Source organism: Pseudomonas fluorescens, from assembly GCF_001307155.1.
Taxonomy (GTDB): Bacteria; Pseudomonadota; Gammaproteobacteria; order Pseudomonadales; family Pseudomonadaceae; genus Aquipseudomonas; species Aquipseudomonas helvetica.
Window position 1 is genome coordinate 5,293,257 of record NZ_CP012830.1, and the last position, 19,040, is coordinate 5,312,296.

13 protein-coding genes and 2 pseudogenes are annotated in these 19,040 nt (G+C 56.5%); 11 read left to right on the forward strand and 4 right to left on the reverse strand.

The genetic code is table 11. From position 1 onward, the window contains the following. The first annotated feature begins 217 nt into the window (after positions 1–217). Both AO353_RS24060 and AO353_RS24065 read left to right on the forward strand, forming a co-directional pair. Positions 218–844: a TetR/AcrR family transcriptional regulator gene (locus AO353_RS24060; protein ID WP_054597228.1), complete on the forward strand. Its 627-nt coding sequence runs from the start codon at positions 218–220 to the stop codon at positions 842–844. A gap of 198 nt (positions 845–1,042) precedes the next feature. Next, the gene (locus AO353_RS24065) at positions 1,043–2,314 is read left to right on the forward strand and encodes an OmpP1/FadL family transporter (protein ID WP_054597229.1); all 1,272 of its coding nucleotides are present in this window, start codon (positions 1,043–1,045) and stop codon (positions 2,312–2,314) included. A 111-nt stretch (positions 2,315–2,425) separates the two neighbouring features. On the opposite strand, the gene AO353_RS24070 is transcribed toward AO353_RS24065, so the two are convergent. Together AO353_RS24070 and AO353_RS24075 are read right to left on the reverse strand one after the other, a co-directional pair. Then, a complete protein-coding gene (locus tag AO353_RS24070; RefSeq protein ID WP_054597230.1) occupies positions 2,426–3,211 on the reverse strand; it encodes an SDR family NAD(P)-dependent oxidoreductase in 786 nt (261 codons plus the stop codon). 140 nt (positions 3,212–3,351) lie between these two features. Continuing rightward, positions 3,352–4,812 carry an efflux transporter outer membrane subunit gene (locus tag AO353_RS24075; RefSeq protein ID WP_054597231.1) on the reverse strand — a complete coding sequence of 487 codons (1,461 nt, stop codon included), beginning with the start codon at positions 4,810–4,812 and terminating at the stop codon, positions 3,352–3,354. A 219-nt stretch (positions 4,813–5,031) separates the two neighbouring features. Here AO353_RS24075 and AO353_RS24080 point away from each other — a divergent pair, with 219 nt between their 5' ends. The 3 genes and pseudogenes from AO353_RS24080 to AO353_RS30125 all read left to right on the forward strand — a co-directional run. Beyond that, positions 5,032–6,141, forward strand: a complete 1,110-nt coding sequence (locus AO353_RS24080) for an efflux RND transporter periplasmic adaptor subunit (RefSeq protein WP_054597232.1) — start codon at positions 5,032–5,034, stop codon at positions 6,139–6,141. Then, entirely contained in the window at positions 6,138–9,275 is a 3,138-nt protein-coding gene (locus AO353_RS24085) for an efflux RND transporter permease subunit (protein ID WP_054597233.1), read from the forward strand. Before AO353_RS24080 ends, AO353_RS24085 begins: the two co-directional genes overlap by 4 nt. 5 nt (positions 9,276–9,280) lie before the next feature. Continuing rightward, positions 9,281–9,964: pseudogene (locus tag AO353_RS30125) on the forward strand (beta-ketoacyl synthase N-terminal-like domain-containing protein); the annotation flags it as partial. A gap of 137 nt (positions 9,965–10,101) precedes the next feature. On the opposite strand, the gene AO353_RS24090 reads toward AO353_RS30125, so the two are convergent. Further along, complete coding sequence (locus AO353_RS24090; RefSeq protein ID WP_054597234.1) at positions 10,102–10,683, reverse strand: helix-turn-helix domain-containing protein; 582 nt, start codon at positions 10,681–10,683, stop codon at positions 10,102–10,104. Between the two features lie 155 nt (positions 10,684–10,838). Here AO353_RS24090 and AO353_RS24095 point away from each other — a divergent pair, with 155 nt between their 5' ends. Then, positions 10,839–11,738 carry a DMT family transporter gene (locus AO353_RS24095; RefSeq protein ID WP_054597235.1) on the forward strand — a complete coding sequence of 300 codons (900 nt, stop codon included), beginning with the start codon at positions 10,839–10,841 and terminating at the stop codon, positions 11,736–11,738. 364 nt (positions 11,739–12,102) lie between these two features. Here AO353_RS24095 and AO353_RS24105 read toward each other — a convergent pair whose 3' ends face one another. Beyond that, positions 12,103–13,017: a LysR family transcriptional regulator gene (locus AO353_RS24105; RefSeq protein ID WP_054597237.1), complete on the reverse strand. Its 915-nt coding sequence runs from the start codon at positions 13,015–13,017 to the stop codon at positions 12,103–12,105. Positions 13,018–13,284: 267 nt separating this feature from the next. Here AO353_RS24105 and AO353_RS24110 point away from each other — a divergent pair, with 267 nt between their 5' ends. The 5 genes and pseudogenes from AO353_RS24110 to AO353_RS24130 all read left to right on the forward strand — a co-directional run bounded on the left by AO353_RS24110 (position 13,285) and on the right by AO353_RS24130 (position 18,537). Further along, a complete protein-coding gene (locus AO353_RS24110) occupies positions 13,285–14,307 on the forward strand; it encodes a zinc-dependent alcohol dehydrogenase family protein (RefSeq protein WP_054597238.1) in 1,023 nt (340 codons plus the stop codon). A 598-nt stretch (positions 14,308–14,905) separates the two neighbouring features. Further along, positions 14,906–16,381, forward strand: a complete 1,476-nt coding sequence (locus tag AO353_RS24115; protein ID WP_054597239.1) for a hypothetical protein — start codon at positions 14,906–14,908, stop codon at positions 16,379–16,381. Positions 16,382–16,436: 55 nt separating this feature from the next. Next, a pseudogene (locus AO353_RS24120) lies at positions 16,437–16,595 on the forward strand (GntR family transcriptional regulator); the annotation flags it as partial. A 471-nt stretch (positions 16,596–17,066) separates the two neighbouring features. After that, a complete protein-coding gene (locus AO353_RS24125; RefSeq protein ID WP_146016056.1) occupies positions 17,067–18,332 on the forward strand; it encodes a hypothetical protein in 1,266 nt (421 codons plus the stop codon). After that, complete coding sequence (locus AO353_RS24130) at positions 18,325–18,537, forward strand: hypothetical protein (protein WP_054597242.1); 213 nt, start codon at positions 18,325–18,327, stop codon at positions 18,535–18,537. Before AO353_RS24125 ends, AO353_RS24130 begins: the two co-directional genes overlap by 8 nt. The last annotated feature ends 503 nt before the right edge of the window (positions 18,538–19,040 follow it).

Consider the following 19,040-nt stretch of genomic DNA (forward strand, 5'->3'; position numbering starts at 1 on the left):
GTTGAGTGCGCCATGACTGTTTCAATTGAGCGAACATGTCAAGGCCACTCAACATCCGCGCAAACAGGACTGCGTTGCAGTGTGGCCCGGGCATTTACACGCAGGCTACACAGTGTCGCTAGGTAATGTAGCGTTAGATTCTTTATGGTCGATTTGTGACTATATATCTTGTCGGTCACAAGTTGTCAGTCCTCGATAGGATGAGTAAGCTGTTCCCATGAATCAGCCATCAATATCTTCAGCTTCGCCCAGCCCCCGTGGCCCAGCCGATCACGACATTCGAGACCAGATTGTCGCGGCGGCCAACGAACACTTCAGTCAATACGGCTACGGCAAAACCACGGTTTCCGATCTGGCTAGGGCCATCGGGTTTTCCAAGGCCTACATCTACAAATTTTTTGATTCCAAGCAGGCGATCGGTGAAGCCATCTGCGCAAATTGTCTGGCAGAAATCGTCGCGGCTGTGGAGCAAGCGATCAATATAGAAGACCTGTCGCCGACGGAGCGCTTTCGACGATTGGTCAAAACTGTGATCGCCACAGGTGTGAATCTGTTCTTTAACGACCGAAAACTCTATGACATTGCAGCATTCGCGGCGTCGGAAAGCTGGCCCAGTACGCAGGCTTATGACGCACAGATCAAACGCTTCGTGTTGCAAATCGTGCGGGAGGGGCGAGAGATCGGCGAATTTGAACGCAAGACTCCCCTGGACGAAACAGTAGAAGCGATACATCTGGCTTTGCGGCCTTTCGTCAATCCTTTACTCCTGCAGTACAACCTCGATTATGTCGAGGAGGCGCCCACGCTCACCTCCAACCTCATTTTGCGTAGCCTCATGCCTTGACCTTCGGCTAACGGTTTACGTCATGCCTGTGTAAGCGACACATCACCAAAACGGCTTTTCACTTTGCCCTTCTTCCAGTCGTCGAAGGGCATTTCATTTATTCGCATTGTGACCGTTGACTGAATTGGTCACATGAATAAATATGGTGAGCCATTGCTTCTACTGCTTCATCTCAGTGATCCCCATAGAGTTCAAACAATGAAAAAAATAGTGCTCAAGAGCCCATTTGGCCTCGCTGTCGTGCTCGCATCTTCAAATGTGTTTGCAAGCGGTTTCGCTCTCAATGAACAAAGCGTCAGCGGGATGGGGGCCGGGTTTGCCGGGCGCTCCTCATCCGCTGAAGATGCGAGCACGGTCTTCGGTAATCCGGCGGGTATGTCTCGATTGAAAAGAGAGCAGGTCAGCGTGGGCGCGGCGACTCTATTCGCGAAGACCGACATAAGCCAAACCCGCAGTACATTCGGAGGCCAGGAAGACGGCGACATGGTGCCAACCACCACAGTGCCTATGGGTTACTACGTCAAACCCATCGATGAGCATTGGGCGTTCGGTGTAGGTTTTTATGTACCTTTCGGTCTGATGACTGACTATGGCAGCGATTTTGCCGGGCGTTACTACGCCAACAAAAGTGAGGTTACGACGCTTACGTTCCAGCCCACCATCAGCTATGCCTTTAACGACAAAGTTTCGATCGGGTTCGGTCCGACTATCAACCGCATCACCGGTGAGCTGTCCGGGATGGTGCCCAATCCACTGAGCCCAGGTCGCAATGACGGAAAACTCAAAAGCACGGGCGATGACACGGCCCTCGGTTTCAACGCCGGTATCCTGGTGCAGGCTACAGACCAAACTCGCTTGGGCATGACTTACCATTCCAAGGTCAGTTACCACTTGGACGCCAAGACCAAGGTCTCTGACGGCATCTTTAGCGTGTTGGGGGTCAGCGGCCGGAGTTATGACGCTTCGCTGGATGTGGATACCCCAGAGTCTGTGGACTTCTCGGTGACTCATCAGCTCAATAATGACTGGACTCTATATTTAGGGAGTACCTGGACACGCTGGAGTCGCTTTAAAGAATTAACCATCGAGAACACGGGTTTACCCCCTTTGTTGAGCGGCTCACTGGGCACTATTACCGAAGAACAGAACTGGCATGATACGTGGGCTCACGCTATCGGCACGGCGTACAAATTGAACAGCCAATGGGTACTTCGCGCAGGCTTCTCGGTCGACCAGTCGCCCACCAACAACACCAACCGAGGACCACGTATTCCCACGGGCGACCGGAAGGTTATCAGCTTCGGTGCTGGCTGGACTCCGGCGGACAATGTCACGATCGATGTTGCTTATTCCTACCTATGGGAGGAGAGCGTGCAGATCAACGACACCTCTGCGAACAGAGGTGCATACAGTGCCAAATTCAAGAACAGTGCGAGCGGGCTCGGTACGTCCGTTAGTTACCGCTTCTAATTAAGTGCTGTTACACGATAAATGTCCTGTCGGGAGCATGCGTTGCCTCCCGACCTTTAAGAACATATCTCGGGCCTTTCCCCTGAGGTAAAAGGCCTCTTTGTCGCCCCCTCAGACTCCCATCACCTGCGCCATAAGGCTCTGATGAAACCGACGAGGCGTGGCCCAAGTCAAGACAGTAATGGCCTTGTTGCCAAAACCCGGCACCACACTCATGCGTCCGGCTTGCAGTGCACGGATTCCTGCACGCACGACGGGTTGAGGCTGCATCATCACCATTTTTAAGGCCGGTGTGATCCGTTGCTTGGCGCTTTCTGCAAATCCGGTATCCGACATTCCTGGGCAAAGTGCGGTAACGACGACGCCGTCTTTTTTCAGTTCGCGATGAAGCGCATCAGAGAAGCGAAGAACATAGGCTTTCGCGGCAGAGTAAACGGCGAAATTCTTCACGCCCTGGAAGGACAGCAAGCTGGCGACCATCAGGATGTGCCCACGTTTGCGGGCTCGCATGTCGGCCGCGAAAAGGCGTGTCAGCCCTGTCAGGCTGGCGATATCCAAATCAATCATGGTCAGAGACTCATCCAGAGGTTGATCCAGGAAAGGCCCCTGCAATCCATGACCCGCATTGTTGATGAGCACATCGATCACTATATTGCGTTCGCTGAGTCGCTCATGCAGTTCGATGATCGCCGGGATCGAGGACAGGTCTACTTGTTCGACGATCACATCAACGCCGAAGCGTTCGCGCAACTGCGCCGATAGTGCTTCGAGCTTACTCAGTCTTCTTGCTACCAGAACGAGCGATTTTCCCTGTGCTGCATATTGCCGGGCAAACTCCTCGCCAAATCCGCTTGATGCTCCGGTGATGAGCACCCAGGAATTCTCGTTCGACTTCATTTCGCTGTACTCCGGTTGGTTTCTATTGAGCAATTGGCTACTGACCGCGTCAGTCGGTGAACGAACCCGCTCTCGGATTGGGTAGTAGCTGAAAGAGGAGGGGGAGGTGCGTACATCAAGTGCTACGTCACCTGGTTAAATCATCGTGTCGCAACAGGCTGGGCTTCAGGAGGCTGCCAGCCACCACCGAGCGCCTTGAATGCCGCGACCGCCGCCCGTGCCGATTCCGTTCGTGCTTGTGCCCGAGCATCGGAAGCCTGCAGCATCGTCTCGTCGGCGTGCAGGACGTCGATCAGGCTGGCCGTGCCTTTCTCATAGGCAATGAACGACGATTGGCGAGCCTGTGTCAGAGACGCCTCTCCCCCGGTGAGGGTGGTTGCTTGAGCTTCCCGGTTCACCAGTGAGGAGAGCGCGTTCTCCACATCCTCGGTGGCGCGCAGCACAGACTGACGGTAAGCGGCCAGGGTTTCGGCTTCCTGTCCCTTGGCTTGGTCGATTTGGGCGTTTATGCGACCAAAATCGAAGAGCCTCCAGCGCAGTCCCAATACGCCCGCCGACTGGCTGGCGCCGCCAGTAAAAAGGTTGCCTGCGGATACAGCCGTGGCACTGCCCAGCAATGCGCTAAGGGAGAATTTCGGGTAGTACTCGGCAATCGCCTCCCCGATGCGTGCGTTTGAGGCTGCAAGACGGCGCTCAGCCACAATGAGGTCTGGCCTGCGGCGCAGCAAATCGGCCGGCGTTCCCATCGCCTTTAATTGCGGCGCTACAGGAATGCTCCCCGCACTTGCCAGTTGTGTGCGGTGAGTGCCTGGCGGCGTGCCGAGCATGACATCCAGCGCATTCATGGCAGCATCCAGACCGGTCTGCAGGACCGGCACTGTCGCTTGGACCTGCGATAGCGCTCCCTCGGCCTGGCGAACCTGATAGTTGGCGGCGAGCCCCTTGCTGTAGAGCATTTGGACTTTCTCTAGCAACTCCTGCTGCGTTTTAACTTGCCGATTCGCAATGTCCAGCCGGGTCTGCAGTCCGCGGACAGTGATGTAGATATCGGCGGTCTGTGCAGCGACGGCCAATCGTGTGGCAGCGACGCCCGCCTGGGAAGCCTGGTACTCGGCCAGAGCAGCCTCGCGTCCGCGGCGCAATCCGCCAAAGACATCTACCTCCCAGCTGGCATCGAGGTTGGCCTCGTAGGAACTTCCGTACCGATCATAGCCAGGCGTTGAGTTCAACACCTGGCCGAGCGGCGTCTCGATTGACTGGTAGGAGCGTGCGGCCTGTCCGCTGATGTTCCCTGAGGGGAGTAAAGCGGCATTTGCAGCGCCCAGTCCGGCCCGCGCCTGTGTGACTCGCGCCGACGCCTGCGCCAGATCCAGGTTCTGCTCAAGTGCCTTGGAGACGAAGTCGGCTAACAGTGGATCACCAAAGCCTTCCCACCAGGCGACAAGACCGGCCGGCGTCGCCCCAGGCCTCTGTTCGACAGAAGACTGCCCCAGGTAATGGTCCGACAGTGGGGCGTCCGGACGGTGATAGTCCGGACCGACCGCGCAACCTGTCATCAAGCTGGCACTCACCAAGAGAGCAATGGGGCGGAGGGGAGGCATTGAGGTACCTTCAATCGAGGATGTTTGTGACCATATTACGTCATGGTCACACTCTGTCAATCGACGCTCTTTGAACTATGTTCGGAATTGGCTCAATAAGTACGGCGGTTCTGGTGCTTAGATTGAGGGGCTTGGCATTTCATAATAAGTGACCATTGACAGTAATGGTCACTGGTCTGAGAATGAGGCGCCTGTCCTATTTTTTAAGTAAGGGAACCTATGCGCCGGCTTCGACCTGTCCCCATTGCCGTTTGCTTGTTGCCTCTCGTCCTGACGGCGTGTGGCGACTCATCCACCGTTGAAGATCCACGCACGCAGGCCCCTTTGGTGAGGTCTTCTGCGGTTCAGGCTTCGTCCGATGTCTCACGTTCTTTCACGGGTGTCGTAGCTGCCCGCGTCCAGGGCGATCTGGGTTTTCGGGTATCAGGCAAGGTGCTTGAGCGTCTGGTTGACACCGGTCAGACCGTTAAACGTGGGCAGCCACTCATGCGCCTTGACCCAATCGACCTGGGGTTGCAGGCGCGAGCACAGCAAGAGTCAGTCATAGCCGCTCGGGCCCGAGCCAAGCAGACTGCAGATGACGAGGCGCGATATCGCGACCTGGTCGCCGCAGGTGCTGTTTCTGCATCGGCCTATGACCAGATCAAAGCCGCAGCGGATACCGCAAAAGCGCAGCTCAGCGCTGCTGAAGCACAGGCTGACGTTGCCCGCAATGCTTCTGGTTATGCGGTGCTGTTTGCGGATTCCGACGGCGTAGTGGTGGAGACGCTCGCCGAGCCCGGACAAGTTGTCAGCCCGGGACAGCCCGTGGTTCGACTGGCGCGGGCAGGGCAACGCGAAGCCATCGTGCATCTGCCCGAGACGCTACGCCCCACAGCAGGATCCACTGCGCAGGCGACGCTTTATGGCAATACCACGGGTGCAGTTACAGCGAAGCTGAGGCTGCTTTCTGACTCGGCCGACCGTATGACGCGCACCTTCGAGGCGCGGTATGTGCTTGAGGGCGCACTGGCCAATGCACCGCTAGGTTCGACCGTCACACTTCGGATCGCTGAAAGCACCACGCAAGGGCAGGGGCTGCAAATACCGATCGCTGCCGTTTATGACCCAGGCCAAGGCACTGGCGTGTGGGTCATCGCCGGTACACCGGCGAAAGTGACTTGGCGATCTGTTCAGGTCCTGGGCTTGAGCGACGACGCAGCGCGAGTCGCAGGCGATCTCAAGGTCGGCGAGCAGATTGTAGCGTTAGGCGCGCATCTGCTGCGCGATGGTGAGGAGGTGAGACTGGCTCAACCGGGTGACGTCAAGGTTGCCGGGAGTCATCCATGAGCGAGGGGCGCTTCAATCTTTCCGCGATCGCCGTTCGTGAGCGCTCCATCACGGTGTTTCTGATCTTCCTGATCGCCGTTGCGGGCATCCTGTCGTTCTTCCAACTGGGGCGTGCGGAAGATCCTCCGTTTACGGTCAAGCAATTGACGGTCATTACCGCGTGGCCGGGCGCCACGGCGCAGGAGATGCAGGATCAGGTAGCAGAGCCACTTGAAAAACGCCTGCAAGAACTGAAATGGTACGACCGCACGGAAACTTACACCCGTCCAGGCCTCGCTTTCACGATGGTGTCACTGCGCGATAGCACGCCGCCCTCGCAAGTGCAGGAGGAGTTCTATCAGGCGCGTAAAAAGCTCGACGATGAGGCCCGGAAGCTGCCGGCGGGTGTCATCGGGCCAATGGTCAACGACGAGTTTTCGGACGTGACATTTGCACTGTTCGCCCTGAAAGCCAAAGGTGAACCGCAGCGACTGTTGGTACGTGATGCAGAGTCGTTGCGCCAACAACTGTTGCATGTGCCGGGCGTGAAGAAGGTCAACATTATTGGTGAGCAACCCGAGCGCATCTTTGTTTCCTTTTCCCATGATCGGCTGGCCACCTTGGGCGTATCGCCTCAGGACATCTTTGCCGCGCTGAACAATCAGAACGTGCTCACGCCTGCCGGTTCGATCGAAAGCAACGGGCCACAAGTCTTCCTCCGGCTGGATGGCGCCTTCGATAAGGTGCAAAAGATTCGTGACACACCCATTGCGGTTCAGGGGCGGACGCTGAAGCTCTCGGACGTGGCGACGATCGAACGTGGTTATGAAGATCCGGCAACCTTTCTCGTGCGTAATAACGGTGAAGAGGCCTCGTTGCTGGGGATCGTGATGCGTGAGGGTTGGAACGGTCTTGACCTCGGCAAGGCGCTGGACGCGGAGACGGTCAAGATCAATGAAGGCATGCCGTTGGGCATGACGCTCTCCAAGGTCACCGATCAATCTGTAAATATCAGTTCGGCCGTCGGCGAGTTCATGGTCAAGTTTTTCGTCGCGCTGCTTGTGGTGATGCTTGTCTGCTTTCTCAGCATGGGCTGGCGTGTAGGCGTTGTGGTCGCTGCGGCTGTGCCGTTGACGTTGGCGGTGGTGTTTGTGGTGATGGCGGCCACTGGAAAGAACTTTGACCGTATCACCCTTGGCTCGTTGATTCTGGCGCTCGGACTGCTGGTGGACGACGCCATCATTGCTATCGAAATGATGGTGGTGAAAATGGAGGAGGGCTACGACCGCATCAAAGCTTCCGCGTATGCCTGGAGTCATACAGCCGCACCGATGCTTTCCGGTACGCTGGTGACGGCTATCGGCTTTATGCCCAACGGCTTCGCGCAGTCGACAGCCGGCGAGTACACCAGCAACATGTTCTGGATCGTGGGCATTGCCCTGATTGCCTCCTGGGTGGTTGCGGTGGCCTTTACCCCGTACCTGGGTGTGAAGATGTTGCCGAACATCAAGAAGGTGGAGGGTGGTCATGCGGCCATCTACAACACCCGAAATTACAACCACTTCCGCCAGGTGTTGACGCGTGTCATCGCTCGCAAATGGCTGGTAGCCGGTACTGTTATCGCAATGTTTGGCGTGGCGATTCTCGGCATGAGCCTGGTCAAAAAACAGTTCTTCCCTACCTCGGACCGTCCAGAGGTATTGATTGAAGTGCAAATGCCTTATGGAACCTCCATTGAACAGACCAGCGCCACTACCGCCAAGATAGAGGCTTGGCTGCAAAAGCAGGATGAGGCAAAAATCGTCACCGCTTATATCGGGCAAGGCGCGCCGCGTTTCTATCTGGCGATGGCGCCGGAACTCCCCGATCCGTCTTTCGCGAAGATTGTGGTGCTGACGGACAGCCAGGAGGAGCGCGAGGCCCTCAAGTTCCGTCTCCGCGAGGCCGCTGCCGAGGGACTTGCCCCAGAAGCGCGTGTCAGGGTGACTCAGCTTGTATTTGGTCCGTATTCGCCGTTCCCTGTTGCCTATCGGGTGATGGGGCCTGATCCGTCAAAGTTGCGCGAGATCGCGGGCCAGGTACTGGACGTGATGCAGTCGAGCCCGATGATGAGAACCGTCAACACTGACTGGGGGCCACTGACGCCGACGCTGCATTTCGCTCTGGATCAGGATCGCTTGGAGGCGGTGGGGTTGACGTCAAACTCAGTCGCGCAGCAACTGCAATTCCTGTTGACCGGAGTACCGATCACCGCAGTTCGTGAGGACATTCGCTCGGTGCAGGTGGTCGGTCGCGCAGCGGGTGATATCCGGCTCGATCCCGCCAGGATAGAAGGCTTTACGCTGGTGGGCACGGCGGGTCAGCGGATTCCTCTGTCTCAGGTGGGAGAGGTCGATGTTCGTATGGAGGATCCGATCCTCCGACGTCGTGATCGCACGCCGACCATTACCGTGCGCGGTGACATTGCCGAAGGCCTGCAGCCACCGGACGTCTCGAGCGTGATCATGAAAGAGCTGCAGCCGGTCATCGACAAGCTGCCTGACGGGTACCGGATCGAGCAGGCGGGTGCAATCGAGGAGTCGGGCAAAGCCGGTAAAGCGATGTTGCCGTTGTTCCCGATCATGATTGCCATGACGCTACTGATCATTATTCTGCAGGTACGTTCGATCTCGGCGATGATCATGGTATTCCTCACCTCGCCACTGGGGTTGATTGGTGTGGTGCCGACACTGCTTATCTTCCAGCAGCCGTTTGGTATCAACGCTCTGGTAGGTCTAATCGCCCTTTCGGGCATTTTGATGCGCAATACGCTGATTCTGATTGGCCAAATCCATCACAACGCGCAAGAAGGGCTGGATCCGTTTCACGCGGTGGTCGAAGCCACGGTCCAACGTGCCCGCCCGGTACTGCTGACAGCGCTGGCGGCAATCCTGGCGTTCATTCCCCTGACACACTCCGTCTTCTGGGGGACGCTGGCCTACACGTTGATCGGAGGCACGTTCATCGGAACCATCATGACGCTGGTGTTCCTGCCAGCGATGTACTCCATCTGGTTCAAGATCCGTCCTGACAATAAGGGTCAACTGAACAGCGAAACTGACGTAGCACGCGAGCCTGGAGGAGAAGACGCCACCCGTCCTCTCGCCGTTCTTTAGCCGGGGGTGCAGGCGTTACAGTAGGCGGTCAGGTGCCCTCACTGGAGGAGTGATGCCATCGCGGATTACGATCCGGAGCGCATCATTTCGGCCAAGGACCGCAAGAAAGATGGATCGCTTCATCGAGTTTGCACTTGTGGCCGCGCACGAAGCTCTGGTGCAGGCAGGCTGGCATCCGACTGATGTCGCAGACCAGGAGCGTACCGCCACGATCATTGCATCGGGCGTAGGTGGTTTTGGCGCGATTGCCGACGCTGTACGTACCACCGATGCGCGTGGTCCTCGCCGATTGTCGCCGTTCACTGCACCGTCTTTCCTCGCCAACATGGCGGCCGGGCACGTTTCCATCCGGTACGGTTTCAAAGGGCCGCTCGGCGCGCCCGTAACGGTCTGTGCTGCAGGGGTACAGGCTATCGGCGATGCGGCCAGACTCATCAGAAGTGGTGAGGCGGATATTGCCATATGCGGCGATACCGAAGCAGCGATAGACCGAGTGACCCTGGGTTGTTTTGCTGCGGCCCGTGCGCTATCCGCTGGCTTTGCCGAACATCCGCAGGAGGCCTCACGCCCCTTTGATCGCAATCGTGACGGCTTCGTTATGTCTGAAGGTGCCGGGTTGCTTGTGATCGAGTTGCTGGAATGCCCTCGCGCGTGGAGCCAAGCCCCTGGCGGAGCTGGTCGGCTATGGCGCCAGAATTCCATTAGGGTTCTAATGGTTTCTGTTAACCCCACATTGGAGCCAGGGGCGTCGTGCGTAGCTGTCAGGGCGCCTAGAAACTCAGGGCGATTCAAGACGCGGGCACCCGCCGTGTCGATGGCACCTGCCTCAGGAATGCTCTATCACCATCACCGCAGTGGTGTCCGCTTCGAGTGCTTCGAACACGTGAGGCACATTCGCCAGGTAGCTGATGTAGTCGCCAGCGTTCAGCAATACAGGTCCAGTCGCCGGGCCGATATGGGCACTGCCACTGCACAGCACCACGTGCTCTACGGTGCCCAGTGGGTGGGGCTGAGATAGCTGAACTTCGCCGGGCTGCACTTTGAGCCGGTAGATATCGCGTTGTACTCCCGCCGGGCAATCGGCAAGCAATGTCGCTGCATAATTGGCAGTCTCGGCATAGGTCGTCATGCCCTCGTTGGCGCGAATCACCCGCAGGGTCTGCTGGGGTTGCTCGAAGAATCGGGTGACTTGCAAGCCCATTGCCATCGCCAGCGACCACAAGGTTTCGATGCTGGGGTTACCGATTCCCGACTCCAATTGAGACAAGGTCGACTTCGCCACCCCGGCGCGCTTCGCCAGCTCGGTCAAGGAAAGCCCGGCGGCCAGGCGCTCGCGTTTGATTGAAAGGGCCAGCAGATCGATTCGGCTCGGGTTATTTATCAGCAGGGTGTTCGTTATACCGGTCATATGTTTTGTAAATCATCCTGAAATGGGTTGACGCTCCCAGGCGCCTTGTTCAGTATAGCGGTCATTAGTTCATTATAAAGTCCGTTTTGCCGAACCACCCCCCACGAATGGCGGCTTAGGTTACGGCAATGCCGGCAGCAAGGAAGCAGTGAGTGATGAAGTCGCAAACCCGTGGGACGCTCGAAATGATTTCGGCCATGGTGATCTCCGGCACGGTGGGCTGGTTCGTCATCATGTCGGGGCAGAGCCCGGAGGTCGTGGTGTTCTGGCGTTGCTTGTTCGGCGCCATGGCGATGCTGGTTGCGTGCCTGGTGCCCGGGGTGCTTAGCCGCTCCCGGATCAACGCCCGGCAGTTCATTCTGGTGTGCCTGGGCGGGGTGGCGCTGATTCTCAACTGGGTGCTGTTGTTCAGTGCCTACAAACATTCCTCTATCGCCATTGCGACGGTGGTCTACCACGTTCAGCCGTTCATGCTGGTCGGTCTGGGTGTGCTGTTCTTCGCCGAGCACCTCAGCGCCGCCAAGGTCGGCTGGTTGATGTTGGCCTTCGCCGGTCTGATGCTGATCGTGTCCGCCAAAGGCAGTGGGCAGGCCACCGGTGCCGACTACCTGCTGGGCGTCTGCCTGGCCCTGGCTTCAGCCTTCTTCTACGCTGTGGCGGCAGCGATCACCAAGCGCCTCAAGGATTTACCCGCGCACCTGATCGTGCTGATCCAGATGGTGGTAGGCGTGCTGATCCTGGCACCGTTCGTGGACTTCACCAGGGTCGATACGGTCGAGAGCGCCTGGACTTACCTGATCATTATCGGCGTGGTCCATACCGGGCTCATGTCGACCCTGCTGTACAGCGCCATCCAGAAAATCCCCACGGCGCTGGTCGGGGCACTGTCGTTCATCTATCCGATCGTCGCCATCCTGGTCGACTGGGTTGCCTTCGCCCACCCGCTCGGCGTCCTGCAAGTGACTGGCGCGAGCGCCATCCTGCTGGCGGCTGCGGGCATGAACTTCGGTTGGTCGCTGGGCCGCGTCCCGCCTCAGATAATTGACAATCAGTAAATTTCCAGCGGGCTGGATACCACGCCCGAATGGGTAGAGTCGCGCACCGGCATTCGTGAACGCCGAATGGTCAGTGACGGATTGAGCATGCTCGACCTGGCAATCAAAGCCGGCGCCCGTGCCCTCGCCTTAGCAGGTGGGCGGACGGTGCAGGCTGTGCTGGTCGCGCCCACCTCGCCGGAGCCCATCTGCCCGGCGGTGGCACCGGAAGTGGCGTCGGCACTTGGGCGACGTCGCAGCCTAATGACATCACCTCTGCCTGCAGCGAGCCGCAGTGCCTGCAGCGAGCCGCAGTGCCTGCGGCTCTTTTATGGGCCGTTGTGAACGCCCGGTCGCCAGCGATTAAGCGCTGCGCCGGTTTGATTCAAAGACTCTCAGGGTCCCCAAAAAACATCTGAATCCGCGACCTTAGCCAGCGCTCACCCGGATCGTTGTCCTGTGAGCCGCGCCAGGCCATGTGCAACTCGAAGGTTCGCGTCGGCAGCGGCGGGTCTTCGGCGCGTACGCCACCGGCGGCGGTCAGTGCATCGGCGGTGTAGTCCGGCACGGTGGCGAGAATATCGGTGCCGGCCAACAGCGTGCCCAAACCATTGAACTGCGGAACCGCGAGCACCACGTGACGCTTGCGCCCGAGTTTCTCCAGTTCTTCATCGATGAAGCCGCTGAGGTCGCCAGCGAAGGACACCAGCGCATGGGGGCGAGCGCAGAAGTCGTCCAGGCTCAAGGCGCCGGGGACCGAGTCGGCGCGCAGCAGTTTCGGCATGCTGCGTCGTAGGACTTTGCGCTTCGCGTTGGCCGGCAGATCGGTGGTGTAGCTGACGCCAATCGAGATTTCGCCCGATGCCAACAGGCTCGGCATCAATAGATAGTTGACGCGTCGCACCACCAGCACGATGCCGGGCGCCTCCGCACGCAAGCGCTTCAACAGCATCGGCAGCAGGGCGAACTCGACATCATCCGAGAGGCCGATGCGAAACACCGCGGTGCTGGTGGCCGGGTCGAATTCAGCGGCGCGACTGACAGCGGTCGAAATCGAATCCAGCGCCGGAGAGAGCAGGGCGAAGATTTCCACCGCCCGGGCCGAAGGCTCCATACTACGACCGGTACGCACAAACAGCGGGTCGTCGAACAGGCTGCGCAGGCGCGATAACGCCGCACTGATGGCCGGCTGGCCGAGAAACAGCTTCTCCGCCGCGCGGGTCACGCTGCGTTCATGCATGAGGGTTTCGAACACGATCAACAGGTTCAGGTCGACACGACGCAGGTCATTACGATTCATCTGGAGTCCTGGCAGAGTCAGCAAACTTGACGAGAGCGGCCATATGAGAACAATGGCCGGCATGAATCTTACGGGGAAAGGCTGTTACTCTGCACCGAGTAATTCATTTTTCCCACAATGCTGGTTCGGTTTTCTACGTTGATTGACGTATTGCCGGGGCTGCGGAATCAATGACAGGCATGTCGACTATTAATAGCCACTGATGGTCTTGGTCAGAAAGCCCAGATAGAGTTCAGGGCATTAGAGGTTACTTTGACGAGGTTTGCGATGTCCCGCACGATCCGTTTTCACAAGTTTGGTCCTGCCGAGGTGCTCAAATGCGAAGAGCATGCGGCAGCTCTGCCAGCGCCGGGCGAAGTGCAGGTGCGTGTCGAAGCGATCGGCATCAGTTGGTATGACATCCTCTGGCGCCAGAACCTGGCGTCTTCCCATGCCCGGTTGCCATCGGGCCTTGGCCATGAAATGGCCGGCGTGGTCACCGCCGTCGGCGAAGGTGTCGATGATCTGGCTGTGGGTGACAAGGTCGCCAGCTTCCCGGCAGAAAGTCCCAATGACTATCCCGTCTACGGCGAGCAGATCGTGCTGCCACGTTCGGCGCTGACGCGCTATCCAGATGTGCTCAGCCCGATCGAAGCCGCTGTGCATTACACGCCGCTGCTGGTTGCCTACTTTGCCTACGCCGATCTGGCACGGGTCAAGCCTGGCCAGTTTGCCCTGGTCACCGATGCGAGCCATTGTGCCGGCCCGTCCTTCGTGCAACTGGGCAAGGCCTTGGGTGTACGGGTCATTGCCGCGACCAAAACGGCCAGCGAGCGCGAATACCTGTTATCCCTGGGTGCCGAGAAGGTGATCGTCACTGAAGAGCAGGATCTGCTCATGCAGATCAACAAACTCACCGACAACCGCGGTGTCGACGTGGTATTCGACGGCCTCGGTGGTCCGCAGATGTCGATGCTCGGTGACGTGCTGGCGCCTCGTGGCAGCCTGGTGCTGTATGGCCTGCAAGGCGGCAACCAGACTCCGTTCCCGGCCTGTGCAGCGTTCCAGAAAAACATTCAGTTCTTCGTGCACTGCATCGGCAACTTCACCGGCAAACCGGAACTCGGGATCATTCAGGACCAGGTTGCACTGCAACGGGCCTTGCGCGATATCAACCAGTTGACGGCTGACCGTGTACTGCTGCCACTCAAGACCCGGGTCTTCCCGTTTAGCGAGTTTGTCCAGGCGCACCGTTACATGGATGAGTGTCCGTGTCACGAACGAGTGGCGCTTCAAGTAGAACCTGCATGACGCTTGCGCAAGAGTCCGTGTTGACGGACTCTTGCATTTTTGTTGTACGGGTAAACCTCTCATCCCCCTTTGTCATCTGCCGGTTCAGCAACTGAACTGGTTTTTGCTCCTGATCTGTATCTTCTAATCATCATATAAGCCCTGATAATTGAATGATTAATTTCATCTCAAGGAATGAGTCATGGCTGGGCATGTTTTTTTAATGGGTACTGCTTTGGGTGCTATGTATTCTGACCATTGCTCGCCTGCGCTTCGCGTTGAAGCGCGGCAAGTAAGCGGTTCGCTTGTTAGTTATGGAAGTATTGCCTTGCTCTGGTTTCCTTATTTCTCGTGCTCATTGTCTGTGGGACGTTGTCGGAAAAATCCTAGGCCGCCCATCCGGCCCGTCGGAGCGCTTGGCCTCGGGGGTTGTGGGCGATTGACTCGGTCGTGAATGCTATTTCTATAACAATCGTTTCAAATAGTTACCACAACCAAAGTGTTAGCATTTGAAAGCAGATACTCACGATAAGCCGTAATCAGCCATCACCGATCGCAGATCGTGCAAGCAAATGATTGTTTGTGCGATGCCGACTTTTTGAATATCAGGTAAATGACAATGAGCGCAACTCATGATCAAGCGATGAACTATGTCTATCAGCAAGTTTTGCAGCGGTTGCTGAGTTTCTTTTCTCGCGCGGAACGTACGGCATTGCAGTTGTTGATCCAGCGTCTGGTGGTGGCTGCCGGGGGAATGGAGAGAATCGGTACTTACAAGGTGCTGATGATGCACTCGGGAACGCGCGACAGTTGCTACACATTGGCATTCCTGCGTGCCGCGCAGTTGAGTATCGCGGGCAGAGCGCCAGCGACCTTCCAGTTGCGTGTCGCCACGCTACGGCTGGGCGGGACGACGCCGATGATCATGGAGAATATTCATAGCAGCTACGGCGCCCTGTTTGTCTATGACGATCCTCGGGTAGAGGTGGTGATGGTCGATAACCGCGAGGTGTTGCCCTTCAGCCATCTGACGCCGATGTCTGAGGCAGGTCGCGATTTGAATCGCACCAACATGCTGATGCTCGGCCATCTGCGAGGGGCTCACGGGGTGTTTGAAGCGTGTGACGACGGCTATCTGGCGACAGGCGAGTTCTACTTGCAGATGGCCCGATGGGAGGGCGGTGTCGATACGCTGATCAGCGGTGAAACCGTGCGTCAGCAAAAGCGGTTTTTGACCGGCCTGATGCGCGAGGCACAAAAGGCCGGCCTGCCGACAATCACACATCCGGCCTTCAGTTATGAAGGATTGTTCTCAACGCTCGAACAATTGGGCGGCGACTGTTATCGCGAGCTTTATGCGGGCCATGAAACGGTCGAGTGGCGGCCACGCGAGAGCTTTGAGACGCGACGCGGCGCAGACTACATCGATATCCAGGACCTGGTGACCGGCAACATGGAGGAGCGTTGGCCATTACTGACCGATTTTCTCGGGCTGCAACCGGATGAAATTGACGTTCACCTGCGCGAAAACGAATTCGCCAGTCCTTTGCTCTCGGCCCATCTGCGGGGCTTGCAGGCCTGCTTCGTGAACGGCCTGGCCTACGAAAACGGATTCAGCGAGTACATACAACGGGCGTTGTTGAAGATGCGTAAACGACGTCTGCCCGAGCGGCTTTACGAGCAGGTGCTGGAGGTCTACGGCAATCCACGCGCGATGGCTGAGCTTCGGACCCTGGCGTCGGCCGAGGCTCAGCTAGCACTGGGCCTCAATGAAACACAGCAGCTGTGCCTGCTGTTCGCCCCCTTTGTCGATGCCGGTGCCGGGCTTGAGCACTTTTTGCGCCGCTGCCATCCCGGCATGTTGGTGGCGATGCCCGAACTGCACAAGGCGATGCAGGGCAATGCCGCTCCTGAGCAAGTCATGCAATGGATGATCGACGTCAGCGGTTTGTCGGTCAGCCTGATCTGCAAGCTCTACGGCATGCGCTCGGTGTCCGGGATCGGGCTTGAGGCGGGTGATTCGGGCTTGAGTGCCGAAGGCGCGGGAGAGTTTCAGGTGGACGATGCGCTGAGTGAACGGTCAGCGAGACGTTGAAGGAGTCTGGTTTGACCGATTCAAACACTACCTGCACAGCGATTGGCCAGCGTTCATGAAGGGGCAAAGGGAAACCGATTTTGCCTACCAGGCCGTGTACCGATACCTGACCAGCCTGATTAATGAAATGGCGACTGAAGCACCGATCAAGCTGCCTTCGCTGAGGCAACTGGCGGACCGGTTGAACGTGTCGATTTCAACTATCCAGTACGCCTAACTACTCCCGATTGTCAACGACCATGTAAAAAATAATTATTTGCCACCAACCCCCCGTGCTCTTTGCCTCTCAGAGGCTCAGCTCTCCCTGAAAAACCTCTAAGTTCGAAAAAAGTGTAAAAAAATGGCCCTATTTGGGCCCTTCTGTTTACATTTTGGATTGGCCGTGACTGATTCAATGAAATGCCTCTGATCCTGCGGAACTAAAGCCGGGTTTGTCGCTTGCCCTAAAGAGTTAGGTGTTCTCGAATCGGTAGGAGCATCGATGCGCAGATCCTGCTCCGGAAGCGGTATGTGTTGCCGGGGAGTCCACTATTCTGTGGCTCAAAGCCTGGCGTATTATTTGAATGCAGGCATACTGCTACTGTCGCGCCTGGCCTGCTTCCCCGTTACCAAGCGCATTAGGGAGGGCTGTCAAACCGCCCTGAAAGCAAAATCGTGACCACTCCGTTGCAATGGAAGCAGCATCTTGAAAAATCCACCCAAAAAATTGCCTTCCGAATTTTCGCTTAGGCTTCAAGCGCTCCGGTGCTGGTGCAAGCAGAAAAAGGAAATAGCTCGTCGGAAGGTGCGCGAGAATATTCTATACCGGTGCCCGACGGCGGTGCTCGGATGTATAAGAATTATTCTCCTTCCATTTTGTAGATTTTTGAGCTCGGCAGTGGGGTCTTTAATCATTGCATTGCTTACCATCGGCAGTGCCGCGATCGTTTCGGTTACAAGTACTGAAATTTTCAAGGAGTACCAAAGTGCTAGTAATTGGGATTCCTTTAGGGCAACCGCACATCTGTGGCCTGCGGTACTTTGCTCCCTTGTTGCTGTTGCTGCAGTAGCTATGCGAGAGGTCGGTGTAGTCAATTCCGCCAAGAAAAAAGAGCGGGATCTTGAAAAGCAATTGAGCACTATGCCACCGAAGCAGTTTCTGGCGGCTTACAGCGAAATAGTTATCAAAACGCGATTTCTCTACGAGACACAGGTACTCGCCAAGTCCCTGACTTCTGACTCTGTAAGTGCTGATATACGTCTGGTGATGCTCAATGTATTGATGCTTGCTAGAAATTGGGACAGTGCGTTAAATGATACTTATCGCGCCAATATCATGCTTATCGAGGATGATAAGGCGCGGTGCACTTCGCATCTGTCTGATCTGATTTGTGAGAGTCCATTTTTTCTTTTTGGCACCAATCTAGATTCAAGAATTGATACTGCTGATGGTATTTTGTATTTGAAAGATCGTGAGCTGTCCACTTTTACGAGTGAAGCTATGGATGCCGAGCCGGACGCCGATATTGAGACAATCTGCTTTCCGTTCACGCTGCCGAACACAAAACTGGAAACCCATCAGCCGAACATTCCGGGCGCACCCATTGCAATTTCATCATTGCAGCCGCATTACATAGCTGACTGCAGCACCCATTTTTCTGAGTGGCTTGATTCGGAGTTTCACGAGGACTCGTATATTTCCCCTCATTATAAGGGGGTTGTCGCAAAGTATTATTCTAAACATCGTTTTGCGGGTTCGATACTTGCTATTCCATTGTTTACGAAGGATCTTGATGATAAAAAAACCAGAGTCGGTTGCTTTAATATTTACAAGAGTAAAAAAAATATACTGATGGGCGACAGTCGAAACGATCAGTTTGTTGAGCTTTTGCAGCCAATTTGCTCGATCTTGTCTGATATGATATGTTTATACCGTACATATAGCGACGCGGAGCCTGAAGACAATGCGTGAGCTCAACATTGATAGCAATTTTTCCGCAGCCTCGGTCGAGGCTTCGTCTGGTGACGTCGATCTGAAAAGCGTTGCGCTTGCAAAGATATACAATAATCGTGCCTCGCGTGATGAGTTGCGAGCTTCGATGATCGCCAAAGCACGAGATGTCGTCGAGAAGGGTATCGAGTCACTTGAAATGGTGACTGTCATCGAGCACCGCTAATTTTTTATTTCAAATAGTTATTATCTTAAAGCCACCTATGGGTGGCTTTTTTATGTGTGCTCGCCTTCATCTTCGTTAAAGGTTTAGGCGCACTAGCGGCACCGGGTTGTGCGATTTCGAACTCTTGGTCGTGAGATCGCGTTTTGAAAAAACGCTTCAATTCACCTTGGCTATCGCTCGGGTTTGGTGCGACAAACCCTCCAAAACTCCGTAAATCTGCGTGTCGTTGAGTGCAAATTTCGGCACGAATTCCATCCCTGGGGAGGGGATGGTTTCCGGCGTGCAAAACAAAGCACCTTTTCCTTCACCAAACTGAGCCATAAAAGACTTGAGGTGGCTTGGGTGCTGAAGCGTGTAGGCCGTTCTGAAAATCGACAGGTCGCAGATCAGGTTTTCTACCAATCCCCCAGGCGTGGCCGTCCCAGGTTGCGTTGACGAACTCCCCCTCGTACGTCGGGCTTGGTAGGTTTTCCCGACATTGGAATACATATTTACCATTGATT

Coding starts and splice junctions, on each gene's coding strand:
- AO353_RS24095 (WP_054597235.1), top strand. CDS start 10,839: ATGAAGTCGCAAACCCGTGGGACGCTCGAAATGATTTCGGCCATGGTG.
- AO353_RS24110 (WP_054597238.1), top strand. CDS start 13,285: ATGTCCCGCACGATCCGTTTTCACAAGTTTGGTCCTGCCGAGGTGCTC.
- AO353_RS24070 (WP_054597230.1), bottom strand. CDS start 3,211: ATGAAGTCGAACGAGAATTCCTGGGTGCTCATCACCGGAGCATCAAGC.
- AO353_RS24080 (WP_054597232.1), top strand. CDS start 5,032: ATGCGCCGGCTTCGACCTGTCCCCATTGCCGTTTGCTTGTTGCCTCTC.
- AO353_RS24060 (WP_054597228.1), top strand. CDS start 218: ATGAATCAGCCATCAATATCTTCAGCTTCGCCCAGCCCCCGTGGCCCA.
- AO353_RS24130 (WP_054597242.1), top strand. CDS start 18,325: ATGCGTGAGCTCAACATTGATAGCAATTTTTCCGCAGCCTCGGTCGAG.
- AO353_RS24065 (WP_054597229.1), top strand. CDS start 1,043: ATGAAAAAAATAGTGCTCAAGAGCCCATTTGGCCTCGCTGTCGTGCTC.
- AO353_RS24075 (WP_054597231.1), bottom strand. CDS start 4,812: ATGCCTCCCCTCCGCCCCATTGCTCTCTTGGTGAGTGCCAGCTTGATG.
- AO353_RS24115 (WP_054597239.1), top strand. CDS start 14,906: ATGAGCGCAACTCATGATCAAGCGATGAACTATGTCTATCAGCAAGTT.
- AO353_RS24105 (WP_054597237.1), bottom strand. CDS start 13,017: ATGAATCGTAATGACCTGCGTCGTGTCGACCTGAACCTGTTGATCGTG.
- AO353_RS24085 (WP_054597233.1), top strand. CDS start 6,138: ATGAGCGAGGGGCGCTTCAATCTTTCCGCGATCGCCGTTCGTGAGCGC.
- AO353_RS24090 (WP_054597234.1), bottom strand. CDS start 10,683: ATGACCGGTATAACGAACACCCTGCTGATAAATAACCCGAGCCGAATC.